Below are 13,482 nucleotides of genomic sequence, written 5' to 3' on the forward strand. Positions count from 1 at the left end.
CGCGAGGGGCTCTGCGGGTGGGTATCTACGAAGACCTGGGCATCAAGCCGATCATCAACGCGTCAGCAACACTCACCCGACTTGGTGGATCGCGCATGCCCAGGGAAGTCCTCGAGGCAATGCATGCGGCTGCTGGCTCGTTTATCGATCTGCCACTCTTTCAAACAAGAGTCGGCGACCGCATCGCCGAGCTCACCCGGAATGATGCCGCATTCGTTTCCTCGGGTGCAGCAGCTGGGATCGTGCTCGCGGTTGCCACTCTGATGGCAGCGCCGAACGAACCCGATCCGATGGCGTATCCGATGCTCAAGGGCATCACCAGGAACGAAGTGATCGTTTTCACTTCACAGCGCAACGGCTACGACTTCGCGATTCTCCAGACCGGCGCCTCTATCGTTGCGTGCGACGACACCCTCGAATCGTTTGAGTCGGCCATAACCGGGCGTACAGCGTGCCTGGTCTGGTTTGCCGGGGCGCTGGCAGTGAAATCTCCGCCGATCGAGGATGTCATCGCGATCGCCAGGAAACACCACGTCCCGGTTCTGGTTGACGCCGCTGCCCAGATTCCACCGGTTTCGAGTCTCTGGCACTACACCAAGGTCCTCGGCTGCGATGGTGTCGTCTTCAGTGGCGGCAAAGGTATCCGTGGGCCGCAAGCTGCCGGTCTGGTCCTTGGGACCAGGGAATTGATCGCAGGTTGCCGCCGACTTTCACCGCCAACGCAGGGCATCGGTCGACCCATGAAAGTCGGAAAGGAAGAACTCGCCGGAATGCTCGCCGCCGTCCAGTACACACTGGATCGGGACGAGGACGCGATTCTCCAAGGTTACGAGGCGATCGTCCAGAACTGGATCGAAGACCTCGCCGCGATCCCGGGAGTGACGACGGAACGCGGCTTCCCAAGTGAAGCTGGTCAACCTCACGCCCGCGCAATCGTTCATCTCGATGCCGGTTTCGGCAAGACGCGCGACCAGGTAATTGACGAACTCAAGAACGGCGATGTCTGGATTGAGGTATCTGCACTAGCCGATGAACCGAATGCCATAGCCCTGAATCCGCAGACGCTGACAAGCGACGAGGCCGCTGTCGTTGCTGCTCGATTGCGACAGGTTCTGACAAGCTAATCAAGTCTCCAGGAACATTATCGATGGCATTCAATGTCAGGAAGCGTGGCAAACTCACCTATTACTATGAAGGCGATCGACCTGTTCTCTCGGCGCTGGTCACCGAGGAACAGACAGATGGCGACCTTAAGATTCATTTCGCTGGTCTGACAGGTGGCTACTCAGCGAAGGGCGTATTGGGACTCAGCGAACTCGTGTCGATGGATCCCCATCAGGAAGTCGCACTGGTCTTCAGGTGCTGGGAGAAGTGGCTGGTCGAGGCGGGAATCTGCTCGTCTCTGGAGGATATCGATTTCATTGAGATGCATGCGTTCGGTGCCCAACCGAAGACCCCGAACATCCTCGCCGACCCCGCCGGATATGCCGCCGAGCAGGATCGCCTTCGGAAAGCCTATGCCGAGGCGTACTCATCCTTCTTCGCCGATAACCTTCCCGAAAATGGAGTTCCCTGCCGCTTCACAGTCCATCTGATCGATTTCCCGGACAAGGCAGCCTCGTACGAGTTCTATACAACCGCGCTCCTCCAACGCGCATTGCAGAAGGGTTAGTCGTGCTAGCGCACCCGACCCGTGGCACGGGCACCCAGCACGAGATCGCAAGTGGACTATCAGGTGCAGGCGGGGTGAGGTGGGGGCGAATGGGAGCAGGCGCCGTTTCACCGGACCGGTGTTGAACAACCTGCCTGCGATGCAGCAGGTCGCCCGGACCCTCGTATCTCCATAAGTCACCGATTTGCCGAGAGCCAAAGCCCGTCCGCAGGCAACATTGGCAAGTCAGCTCCGCAAGCGCTCCCGGGTCTGCTTTGACTGGACCGGCTCGGATGGCAAGGCTCCGCCTGCCGGAGGCAACGTTTCAGCCCGCTTGAGCCAACCGGCGCCGGCAACGCCGTGCCGAGGCTGCGGTCTGCTCCCGTGCGCGATATCGGCCGCGGCAACCGTCTTCGCCCAGTCACCCGGAACGAGGCGGTACGGCGCTGCCTGGCTACTTGACAGATCCATTCTCATTGATATGAATGATATATACCACTGAGTGATATATATCATTGCGTGGCTTTCGGAGTGGCAAGTTTGGGCATCCTTCAAACGGCAGCAACGCCATCCTCAGAGACGCATGACTAACTCCGGACCGGCAGAGCACAAATAAATGGCCCTATCATCAAATAGAAACGCTCCGCTCTACGCGCAGATCGAAGCAACGCTGCGGGAGCGCATTCGCCAGATGCAGCCCGGAGAGCCTCTGCCTTCGGATCGCGCGTTGGCGAGCGAATTTGCCGTCAGCTACGTGACGCTGCGGCAGGCCATGGCCCGCCTCGCCAGTGACGGGCTGGTATCGCGCGAAGTCGGGCGTGGCACGTTCGTGCAGCGATCGGTTGTCGAAAAAGACATGACTGGGCTGACCAGCTTCAGCGAGGACATGCTGAACCGGGGCATGCGGGTTCACGCCGCGGTGCTGGAATGTGCCGTTAAGCCCGCTACACCCGAGATTGCCGACGCCCTGCGCGTTCTCGCCGGCTCTCCCGTGACCCACATCCGGCGCCTGCGCTTCGCCGACGACATCCCGATGGCGTTGGAGGCGGTCGTGCTGAGTGCCGTCACCTTCCCCGGTCTGGAGACGGTGGATTTCGCCACCCAGTCCTTATACGGCACACTGGAGCGTCGGTACGGTGTCCGGCTGAGGGTCGCCAAAGGCACGCTGGGCGCCGTCACGCCGACGGACGAGGAAGCCGAGCTGCTGCAGATCTCGCGCGAAGTCCCGCTGATCGTGGCGCGGCGCGTCGCGTACAACGAATCCGGTGTTCCGATCGAGTATGGCGAGTCGCGCTATCGCAGTGACCGCTATCAGGTCCCAATTGAGTTGCACCGTCCATCCGGTGACCCGCGTACGGGTCGCCGGTGATGACGGAAATCATTGCGGGTACTGTGCAACACGCCCAGTTGCCGGTCGTCGATCTCGTGCTCGAACGGCTGTCACAGCTCTCCGAGAGTCACTCTGCCACAATCCAGGCGGCAGCAGACACATTCGCCGAGCACGTCCAGCGCGACAACCTGATCCACGTTTTTGGCGCAGGGCACTCGCACATGCTGGCGGAAGAATTGTTTTTCCGCGCGGGCGGGCTGCTCAGCTTCAACCCGCTGCTCGATCCGGCGCTCATGCTGCAAAGCGCCATCGCCGCCGGTGACCTGGAGCGCGTCGTCGACTACGCGCCAATCCTGCTCGGCAAGTATCCGATTGCCGACACGGACGCCATTCTCGTCATCCTACTCCGGCATTAATCCGGTTCCGGTCGAAGTCGCACGCATCTGCAAGGGCCGCGGCATGAAGGTCGTCGCGCTCACCAGCGTGAGCGCCAGCCAGGGGTCGCCGGCCCGCCATCCATCTGGTCAGCGCCTGTATGACGTCGCCGACATCGTGCTCGACAATTCCGGTCCCGCAGGCGACGCCTCGCTTCAGGTTCCGGGGCTGGATACTGCCGTCTGCGGGCTTTCGACCATCATCGGCGCGACCATCCTGCAATCGGTGGTCTACGAAACCGTCCGGCGGCTGCACGTGGCGGGTCACGCGCCGCCTGTCCTGCGCAGCCTCAACACCCATGCCGCCGCATCGGTCAATCAAGAAGTGCTCAAGAACTACCGGTTCCGGCTGCAGCACCTGTAGCCGGCAAGCAACGCGATGATTGAAAGGAATGCGTTGATGACTTCCGACGACCCCGTCAGGGGAATACTGCAGCGCTGGCTTCCCGACCACGTCGAGAGCTTTTCGCTCGAAACGCTCGCGTCACCCGACGGGCTGGACGTATTCGAGATCGAAAGCGTCGGCGCCAAAGTCGTGCTGCGTGGTACGACCGGGGTCGCGCAGGCATCGGCGCTCAACTGGTATCTCAAATACTCGTGCAACTGTCACATCTCCTGGGACAGCACCCAACTCGCTCTGCCCGACCCGCTGCCCCGCATCGAGAAAGTGCGCATCAGCACGCCATATCGCTACCGCTACGACTTCAACTACTGCACCTACAGCTACTCGCTGCCCTTCTGGGATTGGGAACGCTGGCAGCGCGAAATCGACTGGATGGCGCTCAATGGGATCAACGCGCCGCTCTCCATCACCGGGCAGGAAGCGGTCTGGCAGGCTGTTTGCCGTCAGCTTGGGCTAGCCGACGCGCAGATTGACGAATTTCTGGTTGGTGCGGCCTACCTGCCCTTCGGCTGGATGGGCTGCATCGACGGGTGGGCAGGCCCGCTCCCTGCCGGCTGGATCAGTGAACACGCTGCGCTGCAGAAGCGCATCGTCGAACGCCAGCGTGCGTTCGGCATGACCCCGATCCTCCAGGGTTTCACTGGGCACGTTCCTCCGGCGCTGTCGCAAGTCTTCCCGGACTGCACGGTGCATCAGCTCAGCAGTTGGGCAGGCTTCACGCCAACCTATTTCCTCGACCCGGCTGACCCGCTGTTCGAGCGCATCGGCCACGCCTTCATCGCGGAGCAGACGCGGCAGTACGGCACCAATCATCTCTACGCCGCCGATACCTTCATCGAAATGGTGCCCGCCAGTAACGATCCCGCCCTGCTCACCGCGCTCTCGCAGTCGATCTATCAGGGTATGGCAAGCGCCGACCCGCAGGCGGTGTGGGTGCTGCAAGGCTGGCCCTTCCTCTATAAGGAGGATTTCTGGCAGCCGGAACAGATTCAGGCCGTGCTGCGCGGCGTCCCCGAAGGTCGCCTGCTGCTGCTCGACCTGTACGCCGAAGAATACCCGCAATGGAAAAAGACCGACGCCTTCTACGGCAGACCGTGGGTGTGGTGCATGTTGCACAGCTTCGGCGGTCGTCCCGGGCTGTACGGCAACTTCCCGGCGGTCGCGCGGGAGCTTCCGTCAGCCCTTAACGACCCTGGCCACGGCCAGCTTTCCGGGATCGGCATCAGCGCCGAAGCCATCGAAAGCAATCCGGCGCTTTACGACCTGTTCTGCGAAATGGCGTGGCATCGCCAGCCAGTCGATCTCTCGACATGGACTGCCCGGTATGCAGCGCGGCGCTATGGTCAAAAGCTGGATGCAGCGGAACAGGCGTGGGCGCTCCTCAGCACCTCGGTCTACGACACCCATAATCAACTCCGCGACACCTATGGCGGGATGCGTTCGGTGGTTTGCCAGCGCCCCCACCTCGATGCGAACCGCGGTTGGCGGGCCAAGCGTGCCGCGCAGCTGCCGCAGGTGATCGAGGCGTGGCGCCTGCTGCTTAACTGCGCCGAGCACGTCGGCAACATAGGCGGCTTCCAGCGCGATCTGGTCGATGTCGGCCTCCAGGCCATGACCTTCGCCGCCGAAACGCTGCACACGCGCATCGTCGCCGCCTGCAACGCTCACGACCTCTCCACCTTCCGCCCCCTGTCCGCCCAGTTCCTGCAGATCATCGCCCAGATGGATGCGCTGGCGGGGACGCGCCCTGAATTTCTGCTCGGCAACTGGATCGCTTCGGCCCGGCGGCACGGAGCAAACGACGCCGAACGGGCACAGCTCGAATGGAACGCGCGCCTGCTCGTCACGCTGTGGGGCGAACCGAACAGCATCCTGCATGACTACTCGTGCCGCTATTGGGCGGGGTTGCTCAATACGTTCTACCGCAGCCGCTGGGAAATGCTGTTCCAGCAGCTTGAGCAGGCCCTCGAAAGCGGCACGCCATTCGACGCGGCGGCACTCGAGCGCCGCGTGATCGCGTTCGAGGATGCGTGGACGCACGATACCTCCCCAATGGCCATGCAGCCAATTGGCGACCCAGTAAGCCTGGGGCGACAGTTTCTTGCCCAGTACCAGCCGTTGTTGTCCGAACCAACGGAGGGCGCGATGCCAGCATCCTGACCGACGCACGCGCACACCAAAGCAGGCGAATTCTCTAACGAAGGAGGAAACAATGACGTCAAAGCTTCGTATGTCTCGGCGGGCATTTATACAAAGCTCGGCAGCTCTGGCAGGTGGTCTCGCTGTCGGACGCGCCGCTGCGCAAGGCACGCTGAAGATCAGCCACTGGCAGCACCACGCGCCCGGGCGCGCGGCAACGGTAGAGCGGTTCAAGGGTGAGTTTGAAGCCGCCCACCCGGGTGTCACTATCGACTTCCAGTCGATCCCCTGGACCGACTACTGGTCAAAACTGGCGACAGGTGTCGCCGCCGGAGCAGGCTCCGCGCCCGACGTTTTCCAGATCCCGATGGGGCTGCTGGAAGAATATATCGCCGGTGGCAACCTCGTTCCCGCCGACAAGTCGGTCATCAGCGCCGCCGATATCGAAAGCACCTATCTGCCCTGGACGACGCAGCGCGCCCTGAAAGATGGGCAGTACTACGGGCTGCCGCTCGACGTGCAGACCCTGCTTGTCTACCGCAACAACGCGCTGTTCGAAGAAGCCGGGCTCGACCCCGCCGCGCCGTTCACCGACCTCAACGACCTGTATGAGCAGTCAGTGAAGCTGACCAAGAAGACCGGCGGCTTTACCGACCAGGTCGGATTCGACACCAGCTACTACAGCGCCTTCCAGACCATCCTCTACCAGCAGTATTTCCAGCGCGAGCAGAACGGACAGCCCTGGGTTGATCGCGCCACCAATCAGCTGGTGTGGCGCGACTATCCCGAGGTCCTCAACCTGTTCAAGTGGTTCGTCAAGCTCTCCACCGACACTGACGACAGCGCGTTCCTCCCCGGAGAATCCCGCTTCGGCCTCGGCAAGGCGGCCATGACGCTGGCGCATCCCGTCAATCGCGGCAACCTCGCGCAGCAGGCGCCAGACCTCAAGTACACGATTGTGCCGTTCGCGCCGCGCCTCGCGGGCCAACAGCCGTACACCGGCGGCTCCCACTGGGCATGGGTCGTCGGCAAGTGGGCGGCGGATCCTCAAATGGCGTGGCGATGGGTGCAGTATTGCACCAGCACCGACGCTCAGTTTGTCTGGAGCGAAACCGGTGGCGACCTGCCGTCGGCTGCCGCGCTGAGCAGCGATGCGCGCTTCCGCACCGATGCCAACGCCAAGACGGTGATGGACTCGCTGTCCTACGCCTCGCCCTGGGAGTGGGTTGGCTGGGCCGAATGGGTCGGCGAGTTCGACACCGCCCGCGATCAAGTCGTGCTGGGCGGCCAATCGCCGGAGAACGCCTTCAACACGATGGTGGACAATCTCAACAAGGTGATCGCGCAGCACAGCGCCTGAATACGACGCCACATTTCACAGGGGCTTCGTCGCCGAAGCCCCTGTGGTCTTGGTCTGATTGGAGTGAATGGAAAGAAAGATGAGCGCTTTCGGTTTACCGCTGCCCAGAATGCGATACTCGGCGAGTGCACGCCGCGAGTTCGCCTGGGCATATTTCTTCCTGCTGCCCACCTTCTTCTTTCTGCTCGTCCTCACCCTGTTTCCGATTGTTTATGCCTTCTGGATCAGCCTGCACGACTGGAGCCTGATCCCGCGCGACTATCCGTTCATCGGGTTGGAAAACTACGTGCGAGCGCTGAGCGATACGGTGGTGGTCAAGAGCATGACCAATACCATCATCTATACCATCGTCACGGTTCCAGTCAGCATGGCGCTCTCGCTGGGGCTGGCGCTCATCCTGAATCAGAAGACCCTCCCCTTCCGCGCCTTCTTCCGCACCCTCTATTTCATTCCCGTCATCACCTCATGGGCAGCCGTGTCGTTCGTCTGGCGCTGGCTGTTCGAGCCCCGCTACGGCATCGTCAACGAAACACTGGGCACAGTCGGTATCCACGGGATCACCTGGCTGGCGTCTCCACAGTGGGCGCTGCCCGCCATCATGATCGTCGCCATATGGAAGAGCCTGGGCTACGGCATGGTGATCTTCCTGGCGGGTCTGCAGAGCATACCGCAGGAATATTACGAGGCGGCGCGCATCGACGGCGCGAACCGCTGGCAGTTGTTCACGGGCATCACCTTCCCGCTGCTCAACCCGACGCTGGTGTTCGTCACCATTACCTCGGTGATCGCCTCGCTGCAGGTCTTCACGCCGGTAGCGCTGATGACGGCGAGAGGCATCGGCGAAGCAGGCGGACCGCTCGATTCGACCCGCGTCATGGTCTACCAGATCTATTCGACCGCCTTCCGCTCCAACCAGCTGGGCTACGGCGCGGCCCAGGCATTCATCCTGTTCGCCCTCGTGCTGGTCATCACGCTCATTCAGCTGCGCCTCGCCCGTCGCGACGTCAGCTATGACTGATCAATTCCGCCTTGAGAGTATGGGGTTCTAGAATGGCAACGGCATCAATGTCCGGGCGCCCGCCGGCGCGTGCAACAAGTCTCCTCGGCCGAGCTTTGAGCCTGCTGGTTCTGACGCTGGGCGGAGTCTTCATGATGATACCGCTCGTCTGGATGATCTCGGCGTCAATGATGCCTCTCTCCGAGGTTATCAAAGTGCCGCCGGTCTGGTTCGACATCAGCAAGTGGTCGCTCGACAACTACTTCGAAACGTTGGTCAATCTAGGCTTTGGCCGCTATTTTCTGAACAGCCTGCTGGTCGCTGTTGTCATCACGTTCGCCCAGTTGTTCACCAGCAGCATGGCGGGCTATGCCTTCGCCAAATTCCGCTTCCCGGGGCGCAACGTGCTGTTCCTGGTTGTGCTTTCGACCATGATGATCCCGTTCCAGGTCATCATGATCCCACTGTTCCTGATGATGATCGGGCTGAACCTCGACAACACGTTCGGCGGCTTGATCCTCCCGGCGATTGTCAGCCCCTTTTGCATCTTCATGCTGCGTCAGTCGATGATGGCGATCCCCAACGCCTTGCTGGAAGCAGCACGCATCGATGGCGCGTCGGAGTTTTACATCTTCTTCCGCATCGTTCTGCCACTGTGTCGAACGCCGTTGGCGGCGCTTGGCATCCTGATCTTTCTCGCCAGCTGGGATGATTACATCTGGCCGCTGATCATTACCAACAGCGAGACATTGTGGACTCTGCCGGTCGGCATATCCCGATTGACCCAGCAATACTTGTCGCAGACGCATCTGCAAATGGCTGGCGCATCCATCATGTTCATCCCGATACTGATCGTCTTCCTGCTCTTGCAGCGCCATTTCATCGAAGGCATTGCGCTGAGCGGGCTGAAAGGCTGACAAGCGCAGACGAGCACCGGCTACTGGATTAGTCCCAGGCTGCCGCTGGATCGGCTCCTTGGGCAAGCGGCGTTGTCGAGACGACCTGAGCGGTCACGCCCCCTAAGCGCCGACCGCCTGCTCGGCTGGCCACCGATCTCGACCTACCCCTACTGTTTAGTGGGCATGCCCCCGGCGGGCTTTCTGTCTACCGTGCGCGCATGATTTGGGGGCCGACTTGATGAACCGCTTTCCGGCAATGCATAGCGTGCAGGGCAAACGCCTGCATGGCCTGACGCGAACGCTCCTCGTTTCCATCGCGTCGCTGGCGATCCTCGCCGCTGGCCCCCTCGGCACCAGCACCGCCTTCGCCGCCGGCGGCGAAGGTGGCAGCGGCGCGGCCGGGGGCGTGGATTCCAATACCGGCGCGGGCGGGGCCGGCGGCGATGGCGACTTGATGTCCGAAGCCGGCGGTGGTGGTGCAGGCCAGACTGGCGGCGCCGGCGGCGACATGATCGGTTTCCCGGGCAATGCCGGTGCTGGCGGACTGGCGCCGGCACCGGGCACGTTCGTCGGCGGCGATGGCGGCAACGGCACGTCCAGCGGCGGTGGTGGCGGCGGAGCCCACGGCTTTGTCGGCGCCGATTTCAGTACGTTGACCGGACCGGCCCAGGGTGGTGACGGTGGCGACGGCGCCAGCGGCGGCGCCGGCGGCTATGGCGTGGTCATCACCGGGACGGGGAACCTGGGCAACACCGGTCAGACCGCCACCGGCGGCAACGGAGGCAATGGCGGCAGCGCGTTCCTTTCGGCCGGCGGCGGTGGAAGCGGCGGCACCGGCATGGTGTTCAGCAATGCGGCTGGAGCGACTGCGAACATCAATGCCATAGTGACGGGCGGCAATGGCGGTGATGGCGGATATACGCAGTTTGCGCAGGGCCCCGGCGGCGCGGGCGGCGCCGGCGTGGTGTCGCTGAACGGCGGTACCATCACCACCAGCGCGGCGGTCAGCGGCGGCAATGGTGGCAACGACGCCATTGGCGGCGCCGGCATCATCTTCGGCGGCACCGGCACGCTCACCACCGGGGCATCCACCACCGGCGGCAACGGCGCCAGCGCCATCGTCGTCACCGGAGCGGCGAACCTCATCGCCGGCGGCACGGTGACCGGCGGCTTTGGCGCCGCCGGCGTTTCCTTCGGCAGCACCGGCACCTTCACCATCACCGGCACGGTGACCGGCGGCGCCAACGGCGCCGGCGCCAATGTCACGACCGCCACCACGACCACCATCAACGGCGCCCTCACCGGCGGCGTCGGCAATGCCGGCGGCGTCGGTGAGGACTTCGGCCTTGGCGGCGAGGCAGGCGCCAGCGGCCTGGTGCAGGGCGCCGGTGGTACCGTGAACGTCAACGCCGCCACAACCGGCGGCAATGGCGGCGCAGGCAGTGGCGGCTACGTCATCGGCGGCAGCGGCGGCGGCGGTGGCGCCGCCATCGTGCTCAGCAATGGCGGCACGGTGAACGTCGATGCGGCCGTCACTGGCGGGCAAGGTGGCGCGGGCGGCCTTGCGAGCTTCACCGGCGGCGGCGGCGGCGGCGGCGGCGCTGCCATCTTGCTCAGCAATAGCGGCACGGTGAACGTCGATGCGGCCGTCACTGGCGGGCAAGGCGGCGCCGGCGGCCCTGCGATCACCGGCGGCAGCGGCGGCGGCGGTGGCGCCGCCATCGTGCTCAGCAATGGCGGCACGGTGAACGTCGACGCGGCCGTCACTGGCGGGCAAGGCGGCGCCGGCGGCGCTGCGGACTACGACGGCGGCAGCGGCGGCGGCGGCGGCGCTGCCATCGTGCTCAGCAATGGCGGCACGGTGAACGTCAATGCGGCCGTCACTGGCGGGCAAGGCGGCGCGGGCGGCCCTTCTAGCTTCGGTGTTGGCAGCCCCGGCGCCGGTGGCGCCGGCATATCGGGCGCCGGCATCGACATCGCGATGACCACCCCCGGCAGCGTCGCGAGTGGCGGAGGCGGCGCCAACGCCATCACCTTCACCGGTGGCAGCAACAGCATCACCGGCACTGGCGGCACCATTGCCGGCGCGGTCCGGGTCGATACCGGCGCAAGTCTCGACATCGATGGTGGCACGCTCAGCCTGACGAGCGCCATCAGCGATATCCAGCTCGGCGGCACGCTGAACCTTTCGGGCAATGTCACCACCAGCGACATCGCGCAGATCACCACCACCGGGTCGGAGATCCACTACGCCAACGGTGCTGTGGTCGCGAGCGCCATCGTGCTCAACAGCAACGACACCACCCTCGACGTCGATACCGGCGATGCCGCCGAGCAGTCCGGCAATATCACCGAGACCGGCGGGGCCCGACCGATCGAAAAGACCGGCGGCGGCACGCTGGTGCTTTCGGGCAGCAACACCTATACCGGCGCCACCACTGTCAGCGGCGGCACGCTCGAGCTGCAGAACGGCGCCGCCATCTCCAATACCGGCGCGGTGGTCCTCGACAACACCGCCGGCGTCAACCTGGTGGTGACCGACAGTGAGACCATCGGCTCGCTCTCCGGCGGCGGCGCCAGCGGCGGCAATGTAGAGGTCGCGCTGGGCCAGACGCTTTCGACGGGCGGCGCCAATACTTCCACTACGTTCGCGGGAGTCATCTCCGGCAGCGGCGGGCTCACCAAAGCGGGTTCCGGCACGTTCATCCTGTCGGGCAGCAACAGCTATGGCGGCATCACCACCGTTGCAGCCGGCGTGCTCGATGTCACCGGCTCGCTCACCGGCACATCGCAGCTTGATATCACCGGCGGCAGCTTCATCGGCTACGGCACGTCGATCTCCGACACCGCCGCGGTCAATGTCTCGGGCAGCGGCCTCTTCGACCTGCGCGGCAGCGAAACCATCGGCGCGCTAACCAATAACAGCGTCGTTTCGCTCGGCGGGAACAACCTCGCTGGCGATGTGCTGACCACCGGCGTGATGTCGGGCACCGGCACGGTGAACCTCGACATTAACCTCCAGACCGGCGCCACCGACCGGCTGCACGTCGCTTCGGTCGCAGCCGGCGCCAGCACCACTTACGCCTTCGACAATCTGGGCGGCGCCTGGCTGATCCCCGACGTACTGGTGGTCCAGAATGACGCCGCCAGCTATGACGGCGCGTTCAGCTCCACCGGCCTGCCGCCGGCCGGCCTCGTCAGCTTCAGCCTGATCGACAATGGCGGTGATCTCTACGTCCACGCCGAAGCCGACCTCGGCGTATTGGGCGGCATCACCGATGCGGTGACGCTGGCGCAGTCGACCATCGGCGCCATGCTCGATCATGCCCCGGGCCGCGATGGCAGGACGCTTATCGGCAACGTCCCCGGCAGCGATTGCGGCGTCGGCGCCTGGCAGCGCGGCCTTGGCGGCAGCGCTTCGGCGACGGGCGAAACCTTCACCGACAGCGGCTCTTCCGCTGGCTCTTCGACGGTTGGCCTCAGCTTCGGCGGCGGCCAGTTCGGCGTCGATGTCGTCTGTTCCAATGTCGGCAGTTCCGGCATCGACGTAGCGTTGGGCGCTTTCGGCGGCTTTGCTGCCGGCTCCACCACCCAGGCCATCGACGGCATCGTGCCATCGACCACCGAGGCCAGCTTCCAGCAGGGTTCCGGGGGCATCTATGCGGCCATCGCCAAGGATCAGTTCAGCGCCGAGCTGCAGGCCCGCTACGACGCCACCGACTTCGTGTTCAACAACACCAACGCCAGCTACGGCCTGGTCGATGCCGACCTCCACACCGATCGCTACACGCTCAGCGGCTCGGCGAGCTACGCGATATCACTGGGCGAGGTGGACCTGACCCCGCGGGCCGGCTTCTCGATCAGCCAAACCACCGCCTCGGTGCTCGAATTCCAGAATGGCGAGACCCTCGCCCCCGATGCCGCGTTGAGCCTCGTGGGCTTCATCGGCGGCACTTTGAGCAAGACCTTCCTGCTCGAGGATCAGCTCACCGCGGTCACCCCGTTCCTCACCGGCACGCTCTACAACGACTTTGCCGATGGCCCGACCTCGGTGTTTACCGACCAGGTCGGCAACGAACTGAACCTCGTGTCGGAAAACCAGGGGCTGGTCGGGGAAGCGAGCCTCGGCATCGGTGTCTCGCGGCCCTTCGGCGACAACGCGCAGTTCGACGCCTCCCTAACCCTCAACACCCGCTTCTCCGACCAGCTCGAGGGGTACGGGCTGGCGGCGAAAGCGCGGCTGCAGTTCTGACCGGCGTGGCGAGACAC

Annotated in this window: 10 protein-coding genes; all 10 read left to right on the forward strand. The window is 64.0% G+C overall.

Features of this window, described 5'->3' with window-relative positions; translation table 11 throughout:
* The first annotated feature begins 17 nt into the window (after positions 1 to 17).
* Entirely contained in the window at positions 18 to 1,124 is a 1,107-nt protein-coding gene (locus ASC68_RS21320) for an aminotransferase class V-fold PLP-dependent enzyme (protein ID WP_055883786.1), read from the forward strand.
* Positions 1,125 to 1,147: 23 nt separating this feature from the next.
* Complete coding sequence (locus tag ASC68_RS21325; protein ID WP_055883788.1) at positions 1,148 to 1,672, forward strand: hypothetical protein; 525 nt, start codon at positions 1,148 to 1,150, stop codon at positions 1,670 to 1,672.
* 595 nt (positions 1,673 to 2,267) lie between these two features.
* Positions 2,268 to 3,020: a GntR family transcriptional regulator gene (locus ASC68_RS21330; protein WP_082528355.1), complete on the forward strand. Its 753-nt coding sequence runs from the start codon at positions 2,268 to 2,270 to the stop codon at positions 3,018 to 3,020.
* Positions 3,020 to 3,397: an SIS domain-containing protein gene (locus tag ASC68_RS21335; RefSeq protein ID WP_082528356.1), complete on the forward strand. Its 378-nt coding sequence runs from the start codon at positions 3,020 to 3,022 to the stop codon at positions 3,395 to 3,397. Before ASC68_RS21330 ends, ASC68_RS21335 begins: the two co-directional genes overlap by 1 nt.
* Positions 3,398 to 3,440: 43 nt before the next feature.
* Positions 3,441 to 3,779: a hypothetical protein gene (locus ASC68_RS21340; protein ID WP_055883797.1), complete on the forward strand. Its 339-nt coding sequence runs from the start codon at positions 3,441 to 3,443 to the stop codon at positions 3,777 to 3,779.
* Between the two features lie 36 nt (positions 3,780 to 3,815).
* Entirely contained in the window at positions 3,816 to 5,978 is a 2,163-nt protein-coding gene (locus tag ASC68_RS21345; RefSeq protein WP_055883800.1) for an alpha-N-acetylglucosaminidase, read from the forward strand.
* A 52-nt stretch (positions 5,979 to 6,030) separates the two neighbouring features.
* Complete coding sequence (locus ASC68_RS21350; RefSeq protein WP_082528359.1) at positions 6,031 to 7,317, forward strand: extracellular solute-binding protein; 1,287 nt, start codon at positions 6,031 to 6,033, stop codon at positions 7,315 to 7,317.
* A 79-nt stretch (positions 7,318 to 7,396) separates the two neighbouring features.
* Positions 7,397 to 8,335, forward strand: coding sequence for a sugar ABC transporter permease (locus ASC68_RS21355; protein WP_197421342.1), 939 nt, complete (start codon positions 7,397 to 7,399; stop codon positions 8,333 to 8,335).
* Between the two features lie 32 nt (positions 8,336 to 8,367).
* Positions 8,368 to 9,231, forward strand: coding sequence for a carbohydrate ABC transporter permease (locus ASC68_RS21360; protein ID WP_082528361.1), 864 nt, complete (start codon positions 8,368 to 8,370; stop codon positions 9,229 to 9,231).
* 220 nt (positions 9,232 to 9,451) lie between these two features.
* A complete protein-coding gene (locus tag ASC68_RS29400) occupies positions 9,452 to 13,465 on the forward strand; it encodes an autotransporter-associated beta strand repeat-containing protein (protein WP_197421344.1) in 4,014 nt (1,337 codons plus the stop codon).
* Positions 13,466 to 13,482 lie beyond the last annotated feature (17 nt).

The organism is Devosia sp. Root105, assembly GCF_001424865.1.
GTDB lineage: Bacteria > Pseudomonadota > Alphaproteobacteria > Rhizobiales > Devosiaceae > Devosia_A.